The sequence below is a fragment of the Paraburkholderia kururiensis genome, assembly GCF_034424375.1.
Lineage (GTDB): Bacteria > Pseudomonadota > Gammaproteobacteria > Burkholderiales > Burkholderiaceae > Paraburkholderia > Paraburkholderia kururiensis_A.
This window is the reverse complement of the sequence record NZ_CP139965.1, coordinates 5,169,098-5,193,961: the sequence shown is the minus strand read 5'-3', so window position 1 is coordinate 5,193,961 and position 24,864 is coordinate 5,169,098. Positions and strand designations below refer to the sequence as shown.

Below are 24,864 nucleotides of genomic sequence, written 5' to 3'. Positions count from 1 at the left end.
GAGTGGGCACCGCCGATAAGCGGAGAAGTGCGCCTCAGTGCCCTATAGGTGGTCCGGGCCGATCAGCCGGGGCCGACTGATGGGCGCGTTCTTCGCGCACCGCCTCCACCGCCTCTTTTACCCAGCCCGCAATCTCGGTTTCGAGCGCCAGCGCGACCTCGCGCACGACCGTGCCGACCAGCCAGTTCGCGTGCTCCTGCATCGCCTCGCGGCAACGCGCCTCGATGAGGCCGCGCCCTTCACCGGTCAGATAGTCCATGCAGCGACCGCGCAATCGCTCGATCAACGCGTGTTCCGCGTTTTCATCGGGCTGCACGCTTGCGCGTTCCCCTGCGGGTTCGTCTAACCGTTCGCTCAGGACCGGAATCTCACCCAGCGACGGCTCCATGAAGCGCGGCTCGACGACGTCGTCGACATGCGTCGTGAAGCCCGTCATGGCCGACGGCTCTAGCGGCTCGTCCACCGCTGCGCCTGCTGCGGGCACGAACGCGTCGGGCAACCCGTGCGGCGGCGTAGCGCGTGCGTGTTCCGGCTTGCCCGGCACGACAACGTCGTCGAGCATCGGAATCGAAGTGTCGTCATGATTGGACACGATCACCCTCCTTCGCTGTAGCTGGCGGCAAACAAAGCCGCGCACGATGCATGCCGGCGCGCAGAGCCCGGCATGCACGTGCCGCGCTCAGCCTTCCTGCCGGTAGTTGTTCAGCGCATAGCCGCGATCGCGGTAGAAGCGATACCGCTCGCGCCCCGCGGTTAGTTCCTCGGGCGCGTTGCCCACGACTTCGAGCAGCCGCTCGAAGCGAGCGAACTGGGGCGGCACGTGGGCGCCCAGGTTCACCAGCACCTGATAGTGCGGCGCGCCTTCCAGGTCCGAGGCGAGCACGACCGGTGTCTCGGCAGCCAGCGCGCTCTGCGCCATGCAATGCGGGACGAACTCGAGCGGCGCGAAGGTCCAGAGCTGGCCGTCGAGCGCACGCAGCCGCGCCGGGTCGGCGAGCACGACCGCCGGGTGGCCGGCCTGATACACCTTGCGCAGCAGTCGGCACGCGTACAGCAGCGCATCGCCGACGTTCGTATGAAAGTCGATTCGCGTCATCGCATTCCTCGCTCGCACGCGGCGGCCTTGCGGCAGAGCGCGCCGCACGCCGCGTGCCGCGTGCAATACCACGCCGGTCACTGCCCCGCGCGGTCGATCAGGAACTGCGTGAGCAGCGGCACGGGGCGTCCCGTCGCGCCCTTGGCGGCACCGCTCTTCCAGGCCACACCGGCGATGTCGAGGTGCGCCCACGGATACGCCTGCGTGAAGCGCGACAGGAAGCACGCTGCCGTCACGCTGCCCGCCGGACGGCCGCCGATGTTGGCAACGTCCGCGAAGTTCGACTTCAGCTGGTCCTGGTATTCGTCGTCGAGCGGCATGCGCCAGGCCGGGTCGTCGGCTTCGCGCGAAGCGTCGAGCAGTTCGCCCGCGAGCGCGTCGTCCTTCGAAAAAAGGCCCGCGTTGTGGTGGCCGAGCGCGATGATGCACGCGCCCGTGAGCGTGGCGACGTCGACCACGGCAGCCGGCTTGAAGCGCTCCGCGTAGGTGAGCGCGTCGCACAGAATGAGGCGGCCTTCGGCGTCGGTATTGAGCACTTCGATGGTCGTGCCCGACATGCTCGTGACGATGTCGCCCGGCTTCGTCGCATTGCCGGCGGGCATGTTCTCGCATGTAGGAACGAGCGCCACCACGTTCAGCTTCAGGCCCATTTCGGCGACTGCGCGCATCGTGCCGAGCACCGAGCCCGCGCCGCACATGTCGTACTTCATCTCGTCCATGGCCTCGCCCGGCTTGAGCGAGATGCCGCCTGTGTCGAACGTGATGCCCTTGCCGACCAGCACCACGGGCGCCTCTTTCGCGCCCGCGCCCTGATACTGCAGCACGATGAACTGCGGCGGCTCGACCGAGCCGCGCGTGACCGAGAGGAACGAGCCCATCTTCAGCGCTTCGATCTGCTTCTGGCCCAGCACCTCGACCTTGAGCTTCCAGTCTTTCGCGAGCTTCTTCGCGACGTTGCCGAGATAGGTCGGTGTGCACACGTTGCCCGGCAGGTTGCCAAGGTCGCGCGTGAGGTCCATGCCATTGGCGAGTGCGGCACCTTGCTTCGCGGCGACCTTCGCCGCTTTCTCGTCGGCGGAATCCACCGAGAAGACGATGCGCTTGAGCGCACGCGGCGTCGTGTCCGGCTTGCTCTTCAGCTGCGTGAAGCGGTACGTTTCACTGCGCAGCGCGAGAATAGCGGCGCGCACGGCCCAGTCCGACGAACGCTCCTTGACGGGCAGTTGCGCGAGCGTGAAGGTGACCTGCACGATCTTCGTGCCGAGAATGGCGCGCCACGCCGCCTTGACCGCTTCGCCGTAAGCCTTCTGCGTGAACGCATCCTGCTTGCCGAGGCCGACCAGCAGCACGCGCGAGGCGCCGATGCCCTGCACTTCGTGCAGGAACAGCGTGCTGCCCGCCTTGCCTTCCATATCGCCGGCCTTGACGATGCGCGTGACGAGCCCCTTGGTCGCTTCATCGATGGCGAGCGCTGCGCCCGACAGACTTTGCGACTCGAACACGCCAATTACGACGCAGTCCGATTTTCCGGTCAGGAACCCGCTCTGGGCCCCTTTGCTCCAATCACAGGCTTTTATGCTAAAGTCCATCGCGCTTGTCCTCGGATAAAATCTGGGCTTAGGATGAAAGCCGCAATTATCCGCTATTTTTCCCGCGGCGGCTGCCAAGGTCCGGCGCACGAAGCGCGGCCTCGTGCCAGAACCTCCCGCTCTTCTCATCAAGAATGATCTTCGAACGCTCCCTCCAGCGCGAACTCGCGTACACGGCTGGCGCCGTGTTCATGGTGCTGCTCACGATCATGCTGACGACGATGATGATCCGCATCGTCGGCTTCGCGGCATCGGGCGAAATCGACCCGCGCGACGTGCTGGTGCTGATCGGACTCACCGTAATCGGCTATCTCGCCGTCATGCTCGTCGTGACGCTGTTCGTGTCGATCCTGTTCGTGCTCACGCGCTGGTACAAAGACTCCGAGATGGTGGTGTGGCTCGCCTCGGGCGTGAGCCTCACGCGTCTCATCAAACCGGTGGGCGTCTTCGCCACGCCCATCATCATCCTCATCGTGTTCTTCGCGTTCGTGGGCTGGCCGTGGTCGAACCAGCAGAGCAAGCTGATCCGGCAGCGCTTTCAGCAGCGCGACGAAGTTTCGCTGCTCGCGCCCGGCCAGTTCCGCGAATCCGCCACCACGCACCGCGTCTTCTTCATCGAGAAGATGACGCCCGACCAGAGCAAGGTGGAAAACGTGTTCGTGACGAGCACGGAGAACGGCAAGGTCAACGTGATCGTCTCGAAGTACGGCCACACGGAAACGCAGAAGAACGGCGACCGCTTCGTCGTACTCGACAACGGCCGACGCTACGACGGCGAACCGGGGCACCCCGACTTTCGCATCATGGAGTTCGAACGCTACGGCGTGAAGATACAGAGCCAGCCTGTCGTCTCGACGCCCACCACCACGGGCACCTCCACACTCGATCTGCTGCGCAAGCCCACGCGCGACAACCTCGCGGAAATCGCGTGGCGCGCAGGGTTGCCGCTCATCGCCATCAATCTGATGCTGCTCGCCATTCCGCTCGCCTACCAGAACCCGCGCCGCGGCCGCACCATCAATCTCGTGATGGCCGTGCTCATCTATCTGACCTACTCGAATCTGCTCAACGTCGTGCAATCGTGGATCGAGCAGGGCAAGGTCTCGTTCGGCGTCGGGCTCGTCGCGCTGCACGTCGTCGTTGCGGCGCTCGTGGTGTTCATCTTCTGGCTGCGCGTGCGCAACCGCCCGCTGATCTCGCGCGCCATCTTCAGCCGCGCGGGCCGCACGGCGCAGGGAGCCTGACCCATGCGCATCTACGAGCGGTATTTCGCGCGCCAGGTCTACCTGACGTTCATCTTCATCCTGTTCGCGTTTTCGGGCCTGTTCTTCTTCTTCGACCTGATCAACGAACTGAACTCGGTGGGGCACGGCAACTACAAGTTCGGTTATGCGGTGCTGCGCGTCGCGCTGCAAACGCCGTCGCGCTTCTACGAGATCATTCCCGTCGCGGCGCTCATCAGCTCGATCTACGTCTTCGCGCAGATGGCCGCGAATTCGGAATACACCATCTTCCGCGTCTCCGGTCTCGCAACGGGTCAGGCGCTGCGCTCGCTGTTGAAGATCGGCATTCCGATCGTGCTCATCACCTATCTGATCGGCGAAGTGGTGGGGCCCTACACCGACCAGCTTTCCGAACGCGTACGGCTCGAAGCGCTAGGCTCCGCGGTGTCCACCAACTTCGAGTCGGGCGTGTGGGTGAAAGACACGCTTTCGGCACGCGCCGACGGCGAGCAGGTTACACGCTTCGTGAACGTGGGCGAACTGCGGCCCGACGCCACCATCAGCAACGTGCGCATCTACGAATTCGACGCGAAATTCCGGCTCTCGAACGTGCGCATCGCGAAGAGCGGCGTGTACCAGCCGCCCGGCCACTGGCAGCTGACCGACGTCACCGACACGCAACTGGTGGACGTCGCCGCGCCGAACGGCCAGAGCAAAGACGCGCTGAACCCCGTGTACCGCGCGCGGCAGATCACGCTGCCCGAATACTCGCTGCGCTCGGAACTCACGCCGCAAATTCTCTCGGTGCTGCTCGTCGCGCCAGACCGCATGTCGATGTTCAACCTGTTCCGCTACATCCAGCATCTGACCGAGAACCATCAGGACACGCAGCGCTACGAAATCGCGCTGTGGAAGAAGCTGCTCTACCCGTTCGCGGTGTTCGTGATGCTGGTGCTCTCCATGCCGTTCGCGTATCTGCACACGCGCGCGGGCGTGGTGGGCATGAAGGTGTTCGGCGGCATCATGCTCGGCATGAGCTTCCAGCTCTTCAACACGCTGTTCTCGCACATCGGTACGCTGAACACGTGGCCCGCGCCGATCACCGCGGCCACGCCGGGGCTGATCTATCTCGCCCTCGGCCTGTTCGGGCTGAAGTGGGTGGATCGGCACTGAACGCCGTATCGCCATAACGCCGCATCGATGCCGCGGCGGTACGGCAAACGCTTGAGTCTTCCTCGGGAGTTCCCGCCATGGGCGCACACGGCATCGTTCTATTCGGACACGGGGCACGCGATGCCCGCTGGGCCGAGCCGTTCGAGCGGCTCGCGGCACGGCTCGCCGCTGCGCATGGCGCGGCGGGGCCGGTGAGTCTCGCGTTTCTGGAATTGATGTCGCCGGACCTGCCCGCGGCCGTGGCCGCGCAGGTGGCCGCAGGATGCAGCGAAGTGACGGTCGTGCCGGTATTTTTCGGCCAGGGCGGCCATGTGAGGCGGGATCTGCCTGCCATCATCGAGCAGTGCCGGGCGGCGCACCCGGGCGTGGTGATTCGCAGCGTGGGCGCGGTGGGTGAAGACGACGCCGTGCTGGACGCGATCGTGCGCTATTGCCTCGCGGTCACGAACGCGCCCACGCCCACAGACGGCGCCGGCTGACCATCACGCCGCAAAGCGCATGCGGCCCTTGCTGCCGCCTTCGCTGCCGTCGTCGTCCCCTTCTTTTTCCACCGATGGCAACAACGCCGCGCGCTCGGCGAACGCTTCACCGATCATCAGCAGACTGGGTTGCAGCGGATCGAGCCATGCCTGCGCTTCACCCGCGGCAAGCCGCTCGAGCGTGAGCGTGAGGGTGCGCTCACGTGCCGTGCTGCACGCTTCCACGATGGCCACGGGCGTATCGGCTGCGCGGCCCGCATCGATCAGCTCACGCGCGATGTCCGGCCCGCTGTCGCGGCCCATATAGAAGACGAGCGAATCCGCGTTGACCTGCTCGCGGATCGCCTCCGTATCCGGCGCGCGGCTGTGCGTGGCGAGCGCCACGCTGCGCGCCACGCCACGCAGCGTCAGCGGACGGCGCAGCGCCGCCGCCGACGCGAGCGCCGCGGTAATGCCCGGCACGATCTCGTACTCGATGCCGGCCGCGTCAAGCGCCCGCATTTCCTCGTCGGCGCGGCCGAACAGCATGGGGTCGCCGCCCTTGAGACGCACCACCACGGCGTGCTCGCGTGCGGCGTCGACGATCTGCTTGTTGATGAAGTGCTGGGCCGTGGAGCGCTGGCCGCAGCGCTTGCCCACGGCGATCTTGTGCGCCTGCGGTGCGTAGTCGAGCATGGCCGGCTCGACGAGTGCGTCGTGCAGCACCACGTCCGCCGTGCCCAGAAGCCGCGCGCCGCGCACCGTAATGAGGTCTGCCGCCCCTGGCCCTGCACCAATCAAGTACACCTTGCCCATGTTTTCCTTCAACTCCGTCTGACCGTGTTCGGTGGCGCGCCGCGCATGTTCCGCGCCATCGCGCCCCGTCATTTTCACTCAGGCAGAAAACGCACGGATCATGCCAGCGGCCACGGTATGGTGAGTCGCTTCGTCGATCAGCACGAACGCGCCCGTGCCCGGATGCGCGTCGTAGGTATCGCAGACGATCGGCTTTTGCAGCGTGAGCGCCACGCGGCCGATGTCGTTCATCGCGAGATCGGCGCGGTCGGTTGCGTGCGAGAGCGTGTGCACGTCGAGTACCTGCTTCACGGCGCCGATGCGCGCGAACACGGTGGTCGTGGTCTGCTTGAGCAGGTACTTGCGCTGCGGCGAGAGCGGCTCTTCGTCGAACCAGCAGAGGTCGGCTTCGAGCTTCTTCGCGGGCGTGGGCGCATCGGTACGCAGCACGAACGTGTCGCCGCGCGAGACGTCCACGTCTTCGCCAAGGCGAATCGTGACGGTCTGGCCCGCGAACGCGCGCTCCACCGCCGCCGTGCCGCCGGGCACCGGCGCGATGATCTCGGCAACCGTCGCCTCGCGGCCCGCCGGCAGCACGACGATCGTATCGCCCACCTTCACCTCGCCGGCTTCCACGCGACCCATGTAGCCGCGGAAGTCGTCGGCGCTGCTGCCGTCCTGGCGCGCCACCCACTGCACCGGGAAACGCAGCGCGTCGCCCGCGGCCTGCTCCACGGGCAGCGCTTCGAGCACGTCGAGCAGCGGCTCGCCCGCGTACCACGGCATGCGCTCGCTCGCGGTCACGATGTTGTCGCCCTTGAGCGCCGACACCGGCACGAAGCGCACATCGGCAAGACCCAGTTGCCGCGCAAGCGCCACGTAGGCGTCGCGGATTTCGTTGAAGCGCGCTTCGCTGAAATCGACGAGGTCCATCTTGTTGATCGCGACGATCACGTGCTGCAGACCGAGCAGCTTCACAATAGCGCTGTGGCGCTTCGTTTGCGGCAGCAGTTGCGCCTCGCCGTTTTCGAACGTGACGCGCGTGGCGTCGATCAGAATGATGGCCGCGTGCGCCGTGGAGGCGCCCGTCACCATGTTGCGCGTGTACTGCTCGTGGCCCGGCGTGTCGGCGATGATGAACTTGCGCTTGGCCGTGGCGAAGTAGCGATACGCGACGTCGATCGTGATGCCCTGCTCGCGCTCGGCTTCGAGGCCGTCCGTCAGCAGCGAGAGATCGATCTCGTCGCCCACGGTGCGCTTGTTCTTCGCGCGTGACAGCGCGGAGAGCTGGTCCGACAGCACGGCCTTGCTGTCGTAAAGCAGGCGGCCGATCAGCGTGCTCTTGCCGTCGTCGACGCTGCCTGCCGTGATGAAACGCAGCACGCCGAGGTCTTCAGGCTGGTGGATTGCGGTGCTCATTGCTTCGTCCTCGTGTGCTTCAGAAATAACCTTGCTTCTTGCGCTGTTCCATCGCGGCTTCGGAGGTCTGGTCGTCCATCCGCGTCGCGCCGCGTTCGGTGATCTCGGTCACCGCGGTCTCCGCGATGATCTTCTCGACGTTGTCGGCATCGCTTTCCACGGGGCACGTGCAGCTGATGTCGCCCACGGTGCGAAAACGCACGAGCGCCGTTTCGCTCGTCTCGCCTTCGCGCATCGGCGTGAGCGGCGTGACGGGCACGAGCAGGCCGTTGCGGCGCACGATCTCGCGTTGATGCGCGTAGTAGATGGACGGCAGTTCGAGCCCTTCGCGCGCGATGTATTGCCACACGTCGAGTTCGGTCCAGTTCGAGATCGGGAACACGCGCAGGTGTTCGCCCGCGTGCAGGCGCGCGTTGTAGAGGCTCCACAGTTCCGGGCGCTGCGCCTTCGGATCCCATTGGCCGAATTCGTCGCGGAACGAGAAGATGCGCTCCTTCGCGCGGGCCTTCTCTTCGTCGCGGCGCGCGCCGCCGATCATCGCCGTGAAGCCGTGCGCTTCAATGGTCTCGAGCAGCGTGACGGCCTGCGCCGCGTTGCGCGAATCCGTTTCGCGACGCAGACGCACCGTGCCGCGGCGAATCGAGTCTTCGACGTGCCCGACCACGAGTTGCGCGCCGATTTCTTGCGCGCGGCGGTCGCGGAAGTCGATCACTTCGTCGTAGTTGTGGCCCGTGTCGATGTGCACGAGCGGGAACGGCAGCGACGTCTTGCGATTCGCGCCCAGGCCGAACGCCTTCAACGCGAGGTGGAGCACCACGACCGAGTCCTTGCCGCCCGAGAACAGCAGCGCCGGCTTGCTGCACTCGGCAACCAGCTCGCGCAGGATGTGGATCGACTCGGCTTCGAGCCAGTCGAGATGGTCCATGCGGTTCGCCGTATTCGGAAGCGGCGCGGCAACAGCGGAATCGAGCGTCGTGCTCATGTTCGGGTCCTTCGTTCGTTCGTGTTGCGGGCGGTTGGCCCGCAGCACAGGGTCTTCAATCTTTTCTTCGGTCCGGCTTCAGGCGGAAGCGTTTTCGCTCGCCGTCGCAATCGGAATGGTGATGTGCAGGCCGCATTCCTTCGTGTCGCGCGACTCCCACCACCAGCGTCCCGCGCGGCTGTCTTCGCCGGGACGCACGGCGCGCGTGCACGGCTCGCAGCCGATGCTCGGGTAGCCGCGTGCGTGCAGCGGATTCACCGGCACATCGAAGGCTCGCAGATAAGCCCAGACGTCGGCTTCGGTCCAGTCCGCGAGCGGGTTGTACTTCGCAATATTACGCGCCCCGTCGTGCTCTTCCTCGTGCAGTTCCGCGCGCGTCACCGACTGCTCGCGCCGCTGGCCCGTCACCCAGGCGGAAACGTCCGCCAGCGCGCGGTTGAGCGGCTCCACCTTGCGAATCTCGCAGCAGCGCTTGCGCAGTTCCACGCTCTCGTAGAAGGCGTTGAGTCCGTGCGCGGCCGCGTATTCGTCGACGGCGGCCTGTTGCGGATGAAACTGCTCGATCTCGTAGCCGTAGCGCTCGCGCACGCGATCGATCATGCCCAGCGTTTCCGCATGCAGGCGCCCCGTGTTGAGCGAGAAGATGCCGATCGACACGCCGCGCGAGAGGATGGCGTGCGTGAGCAGCATGTCTTCGGCCGCGAGGCTGCTCGCGAACTTGACGCGCTCGTGGCGCGCGGCGATGGAATCGAGCAGCGCGTCGAGTCGCGCAATCTTCGCGGCGAGTTCGGGCGTCGGGGCTTGCCGTGCGGCGCCAGCGGCGTTGGCCACGTTCGTCGCGGTGCTCATGCGCCCGCCTTCGCCGCGGCTGTCGAGGCAGCCGCGCCAGCCTCACGGCGACGGAACAGCGGCAGCGGCGTATCGACGGCGGACTGGTACTGCACCGTGAATTCCGTGAACGCGTTCAGCGCGTCGTGGATGTCCTTGTCGGCGCGCACCGCGAACGAATCGAAGCCGCAGCGCGAAAGGTAGTTGAGCTGGTCGCGCAGCACGTCGCCGATGGCGCGCAGTTCGCCCTTGTAGCCGTAGCGCTCGCGCAGAAGCCGCGCGATCGAATAGCCGCGGCCGTCGCGAAACACCGGAAAGTCGATGCCGATGAGCGCGATATGTTCGAAGTCGCCGGCGATGTCGGCGGGTTCGCTATCGGGCGCGAGCCACACGCCAAGTTCGGCTGCGGAACGTGCAGCGCTCAGCGCGGCGCGCTCGCTCTTCCACAGCGCGAGCGGCACGAGCACCTTGCCGGCCGGCAGCGCGTCCACGGCGGGCAGCGAGCCGTCTTCGGCGGGACGCACCACCGTCCAGTTGTCTTCGGCTACCGCGCGGTTTCTGATGATCCAGGCCATTTACTGTCTATCCTCGTTTCGGTGCTGCGCTTTTACGCGTGAGCCGGCTGGCGCGACGCGTAGACGCGCTCCTTGAACGGCGCGATGCCGATGCGGTTGTAGGTGTCGATGAAACGCTCGCCGTCGATGCGGTTGTCGACGAACGTATCGACGATGCTCGACACCACGTCCGGCATTTCGCCGGCCGAGAACGACGGGCCGATCACGCGGCCAAGGCGCGCGCCTTGCGCGCCCATGCCCTGCTCGCCGCCGAGCGACACCTGGTACCACTCGGCGCCGTCCTTGTCGACGCCCAGCACGCCGATGTTGCCGACGTGATGGTGGCCGCACGAATTCATGCAGCCCGAGATGTTGAGCGACAGGTCGCCGAGGTCGTGCACGTAGTCGAGGTCGTCGAAGCGCTCCTGGATGGCCTGCGCGATCGGAATCGACTTCGCGTTCGCGAGCGAGCAGAAGTCGCCGCCCGGGCACGCGATGATGTCGGTCAGCAGACCGATGTTCGGCGTGGCGAAGCCCTGCTCTTTCGCGAGGGTCCACAGCTCGAACAGATCGCGCTTTTTCACGTCCGCGAGAATCAGGTTCTGCTCGTGCGAGACGCGGATCTGGCCGTACGAGAAGCGGTCGGCCCAGTCGGCCACGGCTTCCATCTGCGTGTCCGTGGCGTCGCCCGGCGCCGTGCCGGTGCGCTTGAGCGACAGCGTCACGGCCGCGTAGCCGGACACGCGATGCGGGCGCACGTTGCGCTCCACCCAGCGCGCGAAGGCGCGGTTCTCGAGCAGATGCTTTTCGTAGGACGCGTCCGTGTCCGCGAGCTTTTCGTAGGCGGGCGGCGTGAAGTACTGCGCCACGCGCTCCACTTCTTCGCGCGTGAGCGTGGACGGGCCGTCCTTCAGGTGCTGCCACTCCTCTTCCACCTGCTGCGCGAACTTCGCGGGCGAGAGCGCCTTCACGAGAATCTTGATGCGCGCCTTGTACATGTTGTCGCGGCGCCCGTAGCGGTTGTAGACGCGCAGCACGGCCTCGCAGTACGTGAGCAGATGCTGCCAGGGCAGGTCTTCCCTGATGATGGCGCCGACGATCGGCGTGCGGCCCAGACCGCCGCCCGCCAGGATGCTGGCCACCACTTCGCCCGCCTCGTTCTTCTTCAGATAGACGCCGAGGTCGTGAATCTGCACGGCGACGCGGTCTTCCTTCGAGCCGCTCACGGCAATCTTGAACTTGCGCGGTAGCCAGGCGAATTCGGGGTGGAACGTGGACCACTGGCGCAGCACTTCGGCCCACGGACGCGGGTCGACGATCTCGTCGGGCGCCACGCCGGCGAACTGGTCGGCCGTGATGTTGCGGATGCAGTTACCCGAGGTCTGGATGCCGTGCATCTGCACCGAGGCGAGCTTCGCGAGTAGGTCCGGCGTCTCTTCGAGCTTGATCCAGTTGTACTGGATGTTGGTGCGCGTCGAGAAGTGGCCGTAGCCGCGGTCGTGCTCGCGCGCGATGCGTGCCAGCATGCGCAGCTGGTCGCTGCGCAGGTTGCCGTAGGGAATGGCGATGCGGTGCATGTACGCGTGGCGCTGCATGTACAGGCCGTTCTGCAGCCGCAGCGGGCGGAACTCTTCTTCGCTCAATTCGCCCGACAGCCGGCGGCGAACCTGGTCGCGGTACTGCGCGACGCGCTCGTCGACGATGGTCTGGTCGTACTGATCGTATTGGTACATTCGGGGACCCCAGGGTTGCTCAGTTGCACTCAACGCGACGTTCCGGTTACGCCGCGCCCGGATGATGGTGCCTGCCAGCGCTGCAAGCCGGCCCACGGCGCCGGCTCATTTGCAAATGACAAAAACAGATATCCATATTGGAAAAGTTTGATAGATCGTAATAAACTGCCCTTAGATTCCAAACGACTTAAAAATTCTTTTGATATGCGGAGAGGTTATAAATGAACCTGCACCAGTTCCGCTTCGTCCGCGAGGCGGTCCGCCAGAACTTCAACCTCACCGAAGCCGCCAAGGCGCTGTATACAAGCCAGCCGGGCGTCTCGAAGGCGATCATCGAGCTGGAGGACGAGCTGGGCGTGGAAATCTTCACGCGCCACGGCAAGCGGGTGCGCTCCCTTACGGAGCCGGGCCGCATCATACTCGCCTCCGTGGAGCGGATCCTGCAGGAGGTGGAGACGCTCAAGCGCGTCGGCAAGGACTACGCCGCCCAGGACCAGGGCAACCTGATCATCGCCGCCACCCACACGCAGGCGCGCTACTCGTTGCCGGCCGCCATCGCCGAGTTCAAGCGCCGGTTCCCGAAGGTCCACCTTTCGATTCTGCAAGGCAGTCCCACCCAGGTGGCCGAACTCGTGCTGCGCGATCAGGCCGATCTCGCCATCGCGACGGAAGCCATCGCCGGCTACAAGGACCTGGTGTCGCTGCCGTGCTTCCAGTGGCACCACGTAGCCGTCATGCCGCCCGACCACCCGCTGCTCGCCCGCAAGTCGCTTTCACTCGACGATCTGGCCCAATTTCCGCTCATCACCTACGACAATGCCTTCGCGGGCCGCTCGCGCATCGACCAGGCGTTCCAGCTGCGCGGGCTGTCGCCGGACATCGTGCTCGAAGCCATCGACGCCGACGTCATCAAGACCTACGTCGAGCTGGGGCTCGGCGTGGGCATCATGGCCGACATCGCCTTCAACCCCGAGCGCGACCGCCAGCTGCGGGCCATGCCCGTGGGGCACCTGTTCGGCGGCAACGTGACGCGCGTGGCGCTCAAACAAGGCGCGTACCTGCGCAGCTACGTCTACACGCTCGTCGAGCTGCTCTCGCCCAGCCTGAACCGCCGCCTCGTGGAGCAGGCGCTCAAGGGCGAGCATGAGACGTACGAACTGTGAGTCGCACGATGAGCCGCCGGCACTGAAACGCGCCCCGCCTTCGCCGAGATAGATTCACGACAGCCCGACAACAACGCAAAAGCGGCCGCGCCGTCCCACGAAAAAAAGACGCCGCCGCAGCCACCATTTCCAAAACCTGCCTGGAGATCTTCATGACGTCGTTCAAGCCCCTGCGTGCGCTGGCCCGTGCGGCCGCCGCTTCGTGTGTCGTGTCCTGCGCGCTGGCCGCCACGGCTGCCCGCGCGGACATCAAGGTCGGCATCGACCTCTCGAGCACCGGCCCCGCGGCCGCCATCGGCATCACGAGCAAGAACGCCATGCTGATGTGGCCGAAGACCATCGCCGGCCAGAACGCGCAGTACATCGTGCTCGACGACGGCTCCGACCCCGGCGCCGCCGTGCGCAACATCCGCAAGCTCATCAACGAAGACCACGTCGACGTGATCGTCGGCCCGAACATCACGCCGGCCGCGCTCGCGGCGCTCGACCCCGTCGCCGAAAGCCAGACGCCGATGATCACGCTGATCGGCTCGGCCTCCGTCGTGGAGCCGCAGGAAGGCAAGCGCGTGTGGGCCTACAAGATGGCGCAGACCGACCGCGCGATGGCCGATGTGATGACCCGCTACATGGCTAACCACAACGTGAAGACGGTGGGCTTCATCGGCTTCGCGGACAGCTACGGCGACAGCTGGCTCAGCGAGTTCACGAAGTTCGCGGAGCTGCGCCACATCCAGGTGGTCGCGACCGAACGCTACAACCGCACGGACGCCAGCGTGACGGGCCAGGTGCTCAAGCTGATGGCCGCCAGGCCCGACGCCGTGCTGATCGCCGGCGCAGGCACGCCGACGGTGCTGCCGCAGCGCACGCTCGTCGAGCGCGGCTTCAAGGGACCGATCTATCAGACACACGGCATCGCCACGCCGGAGTTCATCAAGCTGGGCGGCAAGGACGTGGAAGGCACGCTGTTCCCCACGCAGCCCGTGGTGGTGGCGCGCACGCTGCCTGCGGATCATCCGGCGAAGAAAGCCGCGCTCGCGTTCGTGAACGCGTATGAGGCGAAGTACGGCCCGGGCACGGTGACCCAGTTCGCGGGCGACGCAGCAGGCGTTTATCCGCGCCTCGAAGACGCCGTGACCCGTGCGCTGAAAACGGCCCAACCGGGCACGACCGAATTTCGCGTGGCGTTGCGCAACGAACTGGAGCACGCGCACGAACTCGTGGTGCCCAACGGCGTCGTCAATACGAGCGCGAAAGACCACGTGGGGCTCGACCAGCGCGCGAGCGTGATGGGTATCATCCGCGGCGGCAAGTTCGTGTACCTGAGTCAGTAAGTAAGCGATCCACCACCAGCCCGCCCAACTTCAAGGAGAGTCGATTCCTATGGCACGCACCACCCGCGCAGTCAACGCCGTCGAGCGTCTCAAGACGCGCAGCGGGAATCCGCAGTACGCCGCCGTGGGCATGCCGGGCGGGCTGTTCTATCTGGTGGATCGCACCGCGGGCGCCGGGCAGCCGCTCTGCGACCCGCTCGCGCTCGACGCCTTCGTCGCATTCGTGGACGCTTACGGGCCGCAGCAAAAGGTCCGCAAGGCCAGCAAGCTGGACCTCGCGTTCGAAGAGCAGATCAGGAAGAGCCGGAAGTAGGGGCACACTCGCGCCATGAGGCGAAGCGGGCGACTGACGGGAGAAGGCCGCGCCAGCCCCTTTCGCATAGGGACAAACACCGACGCAGACCGCCCGTTTGAGCCCGGGAAGAAAGCACGGTTTGGTACAATCCCGCCGTTCCGCAAGTTTAAAAATGGGCCGCCCGCGTGTGGTCCAACACCTTTCCCCTGGCTGTACCCGAACCTCATCGCCGAACCATCATGAACATCGAACAAGCGCGTTTCAACATGATCGAGCAGCAGATTCGCCCCTGGGATGTGCTGGACCAGGACGTGTTGAACCTGCTCTCCGTCGTCAAGCGTGAAAACTTCGTCCCCGCCGCTTACGCGAACATCGCGTTCGCGGACCTCGAAATCCCCCTGCCCGGCGGCGAGCACATGCTGGCGCCGCGCGTGGAAGCGCGCGTGCTGCAGGAACTGGCGGTGAAGAAGCACGAAAGCGTGCTGGAAATCGGCGCGGGCTCGGGCTACATGGCGGCGCTGCTCGCGCATCGCGCCCAGCACGTGCTGACGGTGGACATCAAGCCGGAACTGGCCGAACTCGCGCGTACGAACCTGGCCGCGAACGGCGTGCTGAACGCGGAAGTCGCCACGGGCGACGGCGCGCGCGGCTGGCCGGCAGCGGCGCCCTACGACGTGATCTGCGTCTCGGGCGGCCTGCCCGTGCTGCCGCAGGAAATGCTGGAGCAACTGAAGATCGGCGGCCGGCTCGCGGCATTCGTCGGCGTGGCGCCGGTGATGAAGGCACAGATCATCACGCGCGTCGACGAGAAGCAGTACCGCATTGCCGACGTGTTCGAAACGTACATCGAGCCGCTGCACAACGCCGTCCAGCCGCCGCGATTCAAGTTCTGAGCCGGTTTGCCCACCTGCAAACCGACGACAACGGACTGCCGACAACCGACGACATGCCATCATGCAAAACCTGACCGCCCCCGCGCTCGCCGAATGGCTGGCCGACTCCGCCCGCCCCGCGCCCGTGCTGCTCGACGTGCGCGAGCCGTGGGAAATCCAGACAGCGCAGATCGCCGGCGCCGTGTCGATCCCGATGCGCGAGATTCCCGCGCGCAGCGAGGAACTGGACGACGAAGCGCAGATTGTCTGCGTGTGCCACCACGGCGCACGCAGCGCCCAGGTCGCGATGTTCCTCGAGTCGCGCGGCTTCACGAAGGTCTTCAACCTGCAAGGCGGCATCGACGCCTGGTCGCGCCAGGTGGACCCTTCGGTGCCCACTTACTGAGCCGGCTTCCGCCCGCCGCCCGCCACGGGCGGCGGCGACACCCTCCTCCTGCTTCGCCCCTCCCCCTCCCGTTTCGCTGATCGTCTCGGCCACCGTGCCGAAGCTTGCGCCGAGCCGTGCGCTCACGATGTCCACCGCGATGGCGACCACGTCGTGCACAACGGCGCAGCGTGCATGCACTGCAAGCGCTCGCCGCAGCGCCCAGGCATTTCATCTTCGAGCACGCGTGGCTCGCTTCGTGTTCCGGTTCGATGCCCGGCCACCGCGACTGACCGCGCCTCGCCGCTCACCGCGCACCGCGACGATGCATGGCGCTCCTCGATGTCCGGGCATGCACCAGCATCGCCCGCCCACGCGCGGCTTACACGGCGATTCACTCGCGCCGCCACGTGCATGGATACGGACTTCGTGCCGATAAGGCCCCGTTGGCATATGCCTTGCAGTAACCCCTTCCGCCAGACAAGCAGATAACGCAGATAACCAACGCACGAAACCGCCGGCGCCGTCATGGCCTGCGTTTCGCGTCCGAGGGCCAACCTCCGAATCCACACCCATCCATTGGCAAGGGGAACCACATGAAGCGACGCAGTCTGTTGAAGCTGGGCACCATGTCGAGCGCACTCGCGCTGGCGGCACGCGTACCGTTCGCGAAGGCGGACACGGGCAGCGGCCCGATCAAGGTCGGCATCCTGCATTCGCTGTCCGGCACGATGGCGATCTCGGAGACCTCGCTCAAAGACACCGCGCTCATGACGATCGCCGAGATCAACGCATCCGGCGGCGTGATGGGCCGCAAGATCGAACCCGTGGTGGTGGACCCGGCATCGAACTGGCCGCTCTTCGCGGAGAAGGCGCGCCAACTCATTACGCAGGACAAGGTCGCCGTGGTGTTCGGCTGCTGGACCTCGGTGTCGCGCAAGTCGGTGCTGCCCGTGTTCGAGGAACTCAACGGTCTGCTCTTCTACCCCGTGCAGTACGAGGGCGAAGAGATGTCGCGCAACGTGTTCTACACGGGTGCGGCGCCGAACCAGCAGGCCATTCCCGCCACCGAGTACCTGATGAGCGCCGAAGGCGGCGGCGCGAAGCGCTTCTTCCTGCTCGGCACCGACTACGTGTACCCACGCACTACGAACAAGATTCTGCGTGCGTTCCTGCATTCGAAAGGCGTGCAGGACGCCGACATTCAAGAGGTCTACACGCCGTTCGGCCACAGCGACTATCAGACCATCGTCGCGAACATCAAGACCTTCGCGCAGGGCGGCAAGACCTGCGTGATCTCCACCGTGAACGGCGACTCGAACGTGCCGTTCTACAAGGAACTCGGCAACCAGGGGCTGAAGGCAACGGACGTGCCCGTGGTCGCGTTCTCCGTGGGCGAAGAAGAGCTGCGCGGCATCGACACCAAACCGCTCGTGGGCAACCTCGCGGCGTGGAACTACTTCATGTCGGTGAAGAACCCGGTCAACACGAAGTTCAAGGCGCAGTGGGCCGAGTGGGTGAAGTCGCAGAACCTGCCGGGCGGCACGAAGCGCGTGACGAACGACCCGATGGAAGCCACTTTCGTGGGCATCCACATGTGGAAGCAGGCCGTGGAAAAAGCGAAGAGCACCGACGTCGACAAGGTGCGCGTGGCGATGATCGGGCAGAAGTTCAACGCACCGTCGGGCTTCGTGCTGGAGATGGACGGCAACCATCATCTGCACAAGCCCGTGATGATCGGCGAGGTGCGCGCGGACGGCCAGTTCAACGTGGTCTGGAAAACGAAGACCGCAATTCGCGCGCAGCCGTGGAGCCCGTACATCGCCGGCAATCAGGGCAAGCCGGACGTGGTCAGCTCGATTCCCGAGTTCCTGCGCCGCCGGCGCGTGGCCTGACGTAGCGATGATGGCCATTGCAATCGCGATGCGCGCGGCGTCTTCGCTGGCGCACTACGTGCGGCGCGTCGTCCGCAAGGGTAGCGGCACGGCGCTCGCGCTGTGCCTGTTGCTCGGCACGGCGTCGGCGCTCGTGCCCGTGCGCGCGTTTGCGCTCACGGGCGAGGACGTCGCGCCGCTCGCGGCCGACGACTTCGACGCGAAGTCCGCCGCCATCGACAAACTGATCGCGGCGCACGACACGCCTTCGCTCGCGCTACTGAAGGCGCTTGCCGAAGACAGCGTGCTTGCCACGGACTCGGGCCAGGTGCTCGTGCAGGAAGGCGACACGCTGCGCGACGCGGTGACGGGCAAGGTGGTGCAAGCGAGCGACGCCCAGCCCATCACGCTCAACAACCTGTTGCGCTCGAAGGTGGCGGGCGCCGTATCGGGTCTGCAACTGGCCTCGCCCGACCTCGAAACGCGCCGCGCCGCGATTGCGGCGCTGCTGCAAAACCCCGACCCCGCGATGAAGCCGATGATTGACGCGGCCCGCGCGAAGGAAACCGACCCGGCGCTCAAGAAGCGGCTCGATACGCTCTGGGCCATGACCGCGCTGCACGACAGCGACCCGGCGAAGCGCCTCGACGCCGTGCAACTGGTGGCGGCACGGCACGATCTCGACATGTACGAACTGCTGCGTCCGCTCGTCGCGAAGAAGCCCGACGGCAGCTTCGTGGAAAGCGACGCGAAGGTGCGCTCTGCCGCGCAACAGGGCATCGACGCGCTCGACGCCATCCAGCGCCGCAGCGAGATCGCCGGCACGGTGTTCGCCGGGCTTTCGCTCGGCAGCGTGCTGCTGCTCGCGGCGCTCGGTCTTGCCATCACGTACGGCCTGATCGGCGTCATCAACATGGCGCACGGCGAGTTCCTGATGATCGGTGCCTATACGACGTACGTCGTGCAGACCTTCATTCAGAGCCACGCGCCCGGCGCGTTCGACTGGTATCCGCTCGCGGCCGTCCCGGCCTCGTTCGTGTCGGCGGCGGTGGTGGGCCTCGTGCTCGAGCGGCTCGTGCTGCGGCATCTGTACGGCCGTCCGCTGGAGACGCTCCTCACCACGTTCGGCATCAGCCTGATCCTGATTCAGGCCACGCGCACGCTGTTCGGCGCGCAGAACGTGCAGGTGGCCAACCCTTCGTGGATGAGCGGCGGCGTCACCGTCATGCAGAACCTGATCCTGCCGTACAACCGCCTCGCGATTCTCGCGTTCTCGCTGATCGTGGTGGCCATTGCCTGGGCCGTGCTCACGAAAACGCGGCTCGGTCTCTTCGTGCGCGCCGTCACGCAGAACCGCCGCATGGCGGCATGCGTCGGCGTGAAAACCTCACGCGTGGATTCCTATGCGTTCGCGTTCGGCGCAGGCATCGCGGGGCTGGGCGGCTGCGCGCTCTCGCAGATCGGCAACGTGGGCCCCGACCTCGGGCAGAGCTACATCATCGATTCGTTCATGGCCGTGGTGCTGGGCGGCGTGGGCCAGCTTGCGGGCACGGTGATCGGCGGCTTCGGGCTCGGCCTCGTGAGCAAGACCATCGAGCCGTTCTGGGGCGCGGTGCTCGCGAAGATCGCGGTGCTCGTGCTGATCGTGCTCTTCATCCAGAAGCGTCCGCAGGGGCTCTTTGCCCTCAAGGGCCGCAGCGCGGAGGCGTGACAACATGACGGTCGCCTCTTCTTCGAATGCAACGTCGAGTGGTGTTTCTTCAGCGGCAGCCGCGGGCGTCACGGCGGCAAGTGCCCAACGCGCCCTTCAGCAAGGCTTCGCGCTGGGCCTGCCGCCGCGCCCCGCGTTACTGTCGCGCGGCGCGTGGCTCGCGCTCATCGCGCTGATTCTCGTCGTGGGCATCGGTGTGCCCGTGAGCGCGCTCGTCATTCCCGAAACGAGCGCGCTGCATCTTTCCGCCTACGCGATGACGCTCGTCGGCAAGCTCATGTGCTACGCCATCGCGGCGCTCGCGCTGGATCTGGTCTGGGGCTACTGCGGCATCTTGAGTCTCGGCCACGGGCTCTTCTTCGCGCTGGGCGGCTACGCCATCGGCATGTACCTGATGCGCGCCATCGGCCACGACGGCAAGTACGGCAGCGACCTGCCCGACTTCATGGTGTTCCTCGACTGGCACGCGCTGCCGTGGTACTGGCAGGGCACGCAGCATCTCGCGTATGCGCTGTTGCTCGTGGTGCTCGCGCCCGCCGTGGTGGCCTGGGTGTTCGGCTTCTTCACGTTCCGCTCGCGCGTGAAGGGCGTGTATCTCTCCATCATCACGCAGGCCATGACGTTCGCCGCGATGCTGCTGTTCTATCGCAACGAAACAGGCTTCGGCGGCAACAACGGCTTCACGGACTTCAAGCGCATCGCCGGTTTTCCGATCACGCATCCGGGCACGCGCACCGTGCTGTTTCTGATGACGTTCGCCGCGCTCGTGCTCGCGTTCATCGCGGCGCGCGCCATCGTCACCTCGAAGCTGGGGCGCGTGGTGACCGCCGTGCGCGACGGCGAAACGCGCCTCATGTTCCTCGGCTACAACCCGCTTGGCTACAAGCTCTTCGTGTGGACCTTCTCGGCCGTGCTGTGCGGCATTGCCGGTGCGCTCTACGTACCGCAGGTGGGCATCATCAACCCGAGCGAGATGTCGCCGGGCAACTCCATCGAAATGGCGATCTGGGTCGCGGTGGGCGGACGCGGCACGCTCATCGGGCCCATCATCGGCGCCTTCGCCGTGAACGGCGCGAAGACCGTCTTCACGGCGTGGTTCGCGGAGTACTGGCTGTTCTTCCTCGGCGCGATCTTCGTGCTGGTGCCGCTCTTGCTGCCCAACGGCATCATGGGGCTCGTCGACATGGCTGCACGGAGAACGCGCAAATGAACGAGAACGCCATGACGCCCGACCTCACCCACCCGGACGAGCATGACGTGCTCACGCTCTCGGGCGAGGCCGGCCTGGGCCACGCCGTCACGCCCGGCGAGATCGACGTATCGCACGGCACGATTCTCTATCTCGAAGACGTGACCGTGAGCTTCGACGGCTTTCGTGCACTCAACACGCTTTCGCTTTCCATCGACGCGGGCGAGCTGCGCTGCGTGATCGGCCCGAACGGCGCGGGCAAGACCACGATGATGGACGTCATCACCGGCAAGACGCGCCCCGACGCCGGCAAGGTATTCCTCGGCCAGACCATCGACCTCACGCGGCTGAACGAACCCGCCATCGCGCGCGCGGGCATCGGCCGCAAGTTCCAGAAGCCCACCGTGTTCGAGCAGCACCCCGTGTGGGAAAACCTCGAACTCGCGATGAAGACGGACAAGCGCTGGTGGGCGTCGCTGCGCGCGCGGCTCGACCGCACGGCGCAGGCGCGCATCGAAGACACGCTCGAAGTGATCCGGCTGGAAAGCGAGGCCATGCGGCTTGCGGGCGAACTCTCGCACGGCCAGAAACAGCGCCTCGAAATCGGCATGCTGCTGATGCAACGCCCCGCGCTGCTGCTGCTCGACGAGCCCGCCGCAGGCATGACCGACGACGAAACGATGGAACTCGCCGCACTGCTGAACCGCCTGCGCGGCAGCTGTTCGATGATGGTGGTCGAGCACGACATGGAATTCGTGGCCGCACTTGCCGGCGACAAAGGTCGCGTGACGGTGATGGCCGAAGGCCGCGTGCTCGCGCAGGGCACGCTCGACGAAGTGAAGCGCGACGAGACCGTGATCGAGTCGTACCTTGGGCGATAGGGCCTGCACCCCCTTTTCACCGTCACACCGCCACGGTCCGCACAGAAACGAAGAAGCCCATGCTCAAAGTCCAGACCCTCAACCAGTACTACGGCGGCAGCCACATTCTGCGCGACGTGAATCTCACCGTGCCCGAAGGCAAGCTCACGGTGCTGCTGGGCCGCAACGGCGTGGGCAAGACCACGCTGCTGCGCTGCCTGATGGGCGTGGTGCAACCTCGTAGCGGCACCATCGAATGGCGCGAGCAAGCCATCACGAAGCTGCCGCCTCATGCGCGCGTGGCGCAGGGCATCGCCTACGTGCCACAAGGGCGCGACATCTTTCCGCGGCTCACCGTCGAGGAAAATCTGCTGATCGGCGCGGCCAGCAAGAAGGCGCCGAAGAAGATTCCCGACAGCATCTACGAACTCTTTCCCGTGCTGAAGGACATGCGCGCGCGCCGCGGCGGCGACCTGTCGGGCGGCCAGCAGCAGCAGCTCGCAATTGGCCGCGCGCTGATGAGCGAGCCGCAACTGCTGATACTCGACGAACCCACCGAGGGCATTCAGCCTTCCATCATCCAGGACATCGGACGCACGCTGCGCCACCTCGTGGAAGACATGCGCATGACGGTGCTGCTCGTCGAGCAGTACTACGACTTCGCGAAGGCCATTGCCGACCACTACTGGGTGATGAGCCGCGGCGAGATCGTGGCGGGCGGCGAAGGGGCGAACATGGATGCGGACGGCGTGCGGGCCATGATCGCGGTTTAACGCTGCGGGCGGAGTCTGAACGCGAGTCTGAATCGGAGTCTGAGCCCGAGGCGAGATCCGCACCACGCGTTGCCCGCGACCAGCACGCGCCGACGCGAACAAGGCCGCATCGGCTGCGTGCTATGCTCGGCCACCGTTGCGCCAGCCACGGTTCGGTGCGTCACGATGGAGCGTTATCGGCCGCCATGGACGCGCGACGCGTAGCGCAGCGCACCTCAGCGCACAATCCGGCACGCAAGCCACACACCTCCACGCATTCCACGCATGTCGCTTCACGAAGATCACCTCGCGCTCGCACAGCCGTCCGCCGCAGGGCGCCGCGAATGGCGCGCGCGCCTCGAACTCGGCTTCGCGCAGCAGGGCGCGCGCACGGCGCTCACGCATCGGCTGCACGAGGGGCCGCTGCGTGTGCAGCGTCCGCTCTACCCGGAAGGCGACGCGGTCTGCCACGCCGTGATCGTGCATCCGCCTGCGGGCATTGCGGGCGGCGACGCGCTCGATATCGGCATCACGCTCGACGCCGGCACGCATGCCGTGCTGACCACGCCGGGCGCGACCAAGTGGTACAAGTCGAACGGGCGTCACGCACGCCAGCGCATCGCAATCGACGTGGGCGCGCATGCCAGGCTCGACTGGCTGCCGCAAAACAACCTCTTGTTCGACCACGCGCATGCGGAACTGGAGTTCACGTTGACGCTCGCGAGCGGCGCTACCGCCATCGGCTGGGACGCCACGCAGCTGGGACGCCAGGCCGCGGGCGAGCGCTGGTCGCAGGGCTCGTTGCAGGCGGTGTCGCGCATCGTCGCGCGCGGCGCTGCCGCACAGCCGCCCGGTCAACACGCGCAAGGCCAGTTGCTCTGGTTCGAGCGCGCCCGGCTCACCGCGGACGACGCGCTGCGCGATGCTCCGCAGGGCCTCGCCGGCTACCCCGCCTACGGCACGCTGTGGGCCGTGGGCCCCGCCTGCGACGACGCGCTCGCGGAGTCGCTCACCGCCAGGCTTCCCTTCGACGACGCGTTGCGCGCCGGCGCCTCCTGCGTCTGCCCTGGCGTGCTGGTGGTACGGGCCGTGGCGCGATCGATGGAAACGCTTCAGCGCGCGCTCGTCGATTGCTGGATGCAGTTACGGCCCGTCGTGCACGGCGTGGACGCACGGCCGCTGCGGCTCTGGACAACGTAGCGTCTGTTGGGCGCCGCATGCACTGAGCCCGAGCCGCATGTTGTGGCCGCGTTCACCGTCACACTCGGTGTCAGTGCCGGTTGGCCGCATCGACGCCGCATGCGACGCCACACTCGCGCTGGCGCATAGGCGCGCCACGCCGCATGCGTTCGCCGCACCGCCCACGCACCACGTTCGAACATCGGCTCGCGCGGCATGCGCCGCCGCGGTGCATCAGGCCGCGCATCGATCCGCGCCGCCACCGCCGCACCGCGTTTGGCATATCCCTTGCTCCTGATCGGGCCTCGCTGCGCCAGTTGCCTGTGTGGTCCGCGCCATCGCATCACGTTCGCGTGCCTGTGCTGAACCGGTCGCCCGCTGCGGCACGCGGCGAAAAGAAACCACACGTTGCCCCGCTGGAGACCTCCCGCTCATGAATCACCTCGCCGTCCGTCTTGCCTCTGCTTTTGCGTCTGCTTTTACCCCTTCTCTTGCCGCCCCCCACGCGGCCCGCGCGTTTCGTCCGCTGCGTCGCGCCGCGCTCGCGGCCGTGCTGGCCGCGCCGCTCACCACGCTGCTCGCGCTCACGCCGCAAGCCGCCCACGCCGATGCGCTCGACAACATCGCCAAGGCCGGCGTGCTGAAGGTCGCCGTGCCGGAGGATTACCCGCCGTTCGGCTCGGTCGGGCCCGACATGCAGCCGCAGGGCTACGACGTCGACACGGCCGCGCTGCTCGCGAAAGCCATGAACGTGAAGCTCGAACTCGTGCCTGTGAACAGCGCGAACCGCATTCCGTATCTGCAGACGGGCAAGGTGGATCTCGTCATCTCGTCGCTCGGCAAGACGCCGGACCGCGAGAAGGTGATCGACTTCTCCACGGCCTACGCGCCGTACTACCAGGGCGTGTTCGGCCCGGCCGACATCAAGGTGACGGGCCCCGCCGACCTCACCGGCAAGACCGTGGGCGCCACGCGCGGTGCGCTCGAAGAAATCGCGCTCTCGCAGATGGCGCCGAACGCCACCATCAAGCGCTTCGAGGACAACAACGCGACCATCGCGGCGTTCCTCTCGGGCCAGGTGCAGTTGATCGCCGCGGGCAACATCGTGGCCGCGTCGATTCTCGCGAAGAACCCGCCGCGCCGCCCGGAGCCGAAGTTCGTCATCAAGAACTCGCCGTGCTTCGTGGGCCTCAACAAGAACGAGCCGCGCCTGCTTGCGAAGGTCAACGGCGCACTGCAACAGGCCAAGCAGGACGGCCAGCTGAACGCGATGTCGAAGAAGTGGTTCGGCGCGCCGCTGCCCGCCGACCTTTGATCCCCACGGCGCCGCCCGGGCCTGCCCGGCCCCGCGCCGATATGTTCAGCGCCGCACCTGCGTGAGATACTGGCGCGGGCCGCCACAG

At 66.3% G+C, this 24,864-nt stretch carries 24 protein-coding genes; 15 read left to right on the top strand and 9 right to left on the bottom strand.

Annotated elements, in window-relative coordinates; all coding sequences use genetic code 11:
• Positions 1-34: 34 nt before the first annotated feature.
• The 3 genes from U0042_RS23315 to U0042_RS23305 all read right to left on the bottom strand — a co-directional run bounded on the left by U0042_RS23315 (position 35) and on the right by U0042_RS23305 (position 2,685).
• The gene (locus U0042_RS23315; RefSeq protein ID WP_232833198.1) at positions 35-592 is read right to left on the bottom strand and encodes a DUF2486 family protein; all 558 of its coding nucleotides are present in this window, start codon (positions 590-592) and stop codon (positions 35-37) included.
• A gap of 87 nt (positions 593-679) precedes the next feature.
• Entirely contained in the window at positions 680-1,096 is a 417-nt protein-coding gene (locus U0042_RS23310; RefSeq protein WP_114808930.1) for a DNA polymerase III subunit chi, read from the bottom strand.
• Between the two features lie 77 nt (positions 1,097-1,173).
• Positions 1,174-2,685 (bottom strand): leucyl aminopeptidase, encoded by a 1,512-nt coding sequence (locus U0042_RS23305; protein WP_114808931.1) that lies wholly within the window; start codon positions 2,683-2,685, stop codon positions 1,174-1,176.
• A 134-nt stretch (positions 2,686-2,819) separates the two neighbouring features.
• On the opposite strand from U0042_RS23305, the gene lptF reads away from it, so the two are divergent.
• The 3 genes from lptF to U0042_RS23290 all read left to right on the top strand — a co-directional run bounded on the left by lptF (position 2,820) and on the right by U0042_RS23290 (position 5,560).
• Complete coding sequence (lptF, locus tag U0042_RS23300) at positions 2,820-3,929, top strand: LPS export ABC transporter permease LptF (RefSeq protein WP_114808932.1); 1,110 nt, start codon at positions 2,820-2,822, stop codon at positions 3,927-3,929.
• Positions 3,930-3,932: 3 nt separating this feature from the next.
• Positions 3,933-5,081, top strand: coding sequence for an LPS export ABC transporter permease LptG (lptG, locus tag U0042_RS23295; protein WP_114808933.1), 1,149 nt, complete (start codon positions 3,933-3,935; stop codon positions 5,079-5,081).
• Between the two features lie 77 nt (positions 5,082-5,158).
• Complete coding sequence (locus tag U0042_RS23290) at positions 5,159-5,560, top strand: sirohydrochlorin chelatase (protein ID WP_114808934.1); 402 nt, start codon at positions 5,159-5,161, stop codon at positions 5,558-5,560.
• Between the two features lie 3 nt (positions 5,561-5,563).
• Here the strand turns inward: U0042_RS23290 and cobA are convergent, their stop codons facing one another.
• The 6 genes from cobA to U0042_RS23260 form a co-directional block, all read right to left on the bottom strand.
• Positions 5,564-6,355, bottom strand: a complete 792-nt coding sequence (gene cobA, locus U0042_RS23285; RefSeq protein ID WP_114809466.1) for a uroporphyrinogen-III C-methyltransferase — start codon at positions 6,353-6,355, stop codon at positions 5,564-5,566.
• Positions 6,356-6,433: 78 nt separating this feature from the next.
• On the bottom strand, positions 6,434-7,753 hold the full coding sequence (locus tag U0042_RS23280) for a sulfate adenylyltransferase subunit 1 (RefSeq protein WP_114808935.1): 1,320 nt from the start codon (positions 7,751-7,753) through the stop codon (positions 6,434-6,436).
• 19 nt (positions 7,754-7,772) lie between these two features.
• Positions 7,773-8,735, bottom strand: a complete 963-nt coding sequence (gene cysD / locus U0042_RS23275; protein WP_114808936.1) for a sulfate adenylyltransferase subunit CysD — start codon at positions 8,733-8,735, stop codon at positions 7,773-7,775.
• A gap of 78 nt (positions 8,736-8,813) precedes the next feature.
• Entirely contained in the window at positions 8,814-9,584 is a 771-nt protein-coding gene (locus U0042_RS23270; RefSeq protein WP_114808937.1) for a phosphoadenylyl-sulfate reductase, read from the bottom strand.
• Complete coding sequence (locus U0042_RS23265) at positions 9,581-10,138, bottom strand: DUF934 domain-containing protein (RefSeq protein ID WP_114808938.1); 558 nt, start codon at positions 10,136-10,138, stop codon at positions 9,581-9,583. The genes U0042_RS23270 and U0042_RS23265 overlap by 4 nt, the downstream gene beginning before the upstream one ends.
• 32 nt (positions 10,139-10,170) lie before the next feature.
• Complete coding sequence (locus tag U0042_RS23260; RefSeq protein ID WP_114808939.1) at positions 10,171-11,850, bottom strand: nitrite/sulfite reductase; 1,680 nt, start codon at positions 11,848-11,850, stop codon at positions 10,171-10,173.
• Between the two features lie 221 nt (positions 11,851-12,071).
• On the opposite strand from U0042_RS23260, the gene U0042_RS23255 reads away from it, so the two are divergent.
• From U0042_RS23255 to U0042_RS23200, 12 genes are all read left to right on the top strand, one after another.
• Positions 12,072-13,013 carry a CysB family HTH-type transcriptional regulator gene (locus tag U0042_RS23255; protein ID WP_017773142.1) on the top strand — a complete coding sequence of 314 codons (942 nt, stop codon included), beginning with the start codon at positions 12,072-12,074 and terminating at the stop codon, positions 13,011-13,013.
• A gap of 152 nt (positions 13,014-13,165) precedes the next feature.
• Positions 13,166-14,344, top strand: coding sequence for an ABC transporter substrate-binding protein (locus tag U0042_RS23250; RefSeq protein WP_114808940.1), 1,179 nt, complete (start codon positions 13,166-13,168; stop codon positions 14,342-14,344).
• 49 nt (positions 14,345-14,393) lie between these two features.
• A complete protein-coding gene (locus U0042_RS23245) occupies positions 14,394-14,657 on the top strand; it encodes a hypothetical protein (RefSeq protein ID WP_017773140.1) in 264 nt (87 codons plus the stop codon).
• A gap of 221 nt (positions 14,658-14,878) precedes the next feature.
• The gene (locus U0042_RS23240) at positions 14,879-15,532 is read left to right on the top strand and encodes a protein-L-isoaspartate O-methyltransferase family protein (protein ID WP_114808941.1); all 654 of its coding nucleotides are present in this window, start codon (positions 14,879-14,881) and stop codon (positions 15,530-15,532) included.
• Between the two features lie 61 nt (positions 15,533-15,593).
• Positions 15,594-15,917, top strand: coding sequence for a rhodanese-like domain-containing protein (locus U0042_RS23235; protein ID WP_017773132.1), 324 nt, complete (start codon positions 15,594-15,596; stop codon positions 15,915-15,917).
• 575 nt (positions 15,918-16,492) lie between these two features.
• Positions 16,493-17,791: an urea ABC transporter substrate-binding protein gene (urtA, locus tag U0042_RS23230; RefSeq protein ID WP_114808942.1), complete on the top strand. Its 1,299-nt coding sequence runs from the start codon at positions 16,493-16,495 to the stop codon at positions 17,789-17,791.
• 7 nt (positions 17,792-17,798) lie between these two features.
• Positions 17,799-19,481, top strand: coding sequence for an urea ABC transporter permease subunit UrtB (gene urtB, locus U0042_RS23225; RefSeq protein WP_114808943.1), 1,683 nt, complete (start codon positions 17,799-17,801; stop codon positions 19,479-19,481).
• Positions 19,482-19,485: 4 nt separating this feature from the next.
• Complete coding sequence (gene urtC, locus U0042_RS23220) at positions 19,486-20,691, top strand: urea ABC transporter permease subunit UrtC (protein WP_114808944.1); 1,206 nt, start codon at positions 19,486-19,488, stop codon at positions 20,689-20,691.
• Entirely contained in the window at positions 20,688-21,551 is an 864-nt protein-coding gene (gene urtD, locus U0042_RS23215) for an urea ABC transporter ATP-binding protein UrtD (RefSeq protein ID WP_114808945.1), read from the top strand. The genes urtC and urtD overlap by 4 nt, the downstream gene beginning before the upstream one ends.
• Before the next feature lie 59 nt (positions 21,552-21,610).
• Positions 21,611-22,303 carry an urea ABC transporter ATP-binding subunit UrtE gene (gene urtE, locus U0042_RS23210; RefSeq protein WP_114808946.1) on the top strand — a complete coding sequence of 231 codons (693 nt, stop codon included), beginning with the start codon at positions 21,611-21,613 and terminating at the stop codon, positions 22,301-22,303.
• A gap of 264 nt (positions 22,304-22,567) precedes the next feature.
• Positions 22,568-23,482, top strand: coding sequence for an urease accessory protein UreD (locus U0042_RS23205; RefSeq protein WP_114808947.1), 915 nt, complete (start codon positions 22,568-22,570; stop codon positions 23,480-23,482).
• 412 nt (positions 23,483-23,894) lie between these two features.
• Positions 23,895-24,776 (top strand): transporter substrate-binding domain-containing protein, encoded by an 882-nt coding sequence (locus U0042_RS23200; protein WP_232833199.1) that lies wholly within the window; start codon positions 23,895-23,897, stop codon positions 24,774-24,776.
• Positions 24,777-24,864: the final 88 nt, after the last annotated feature.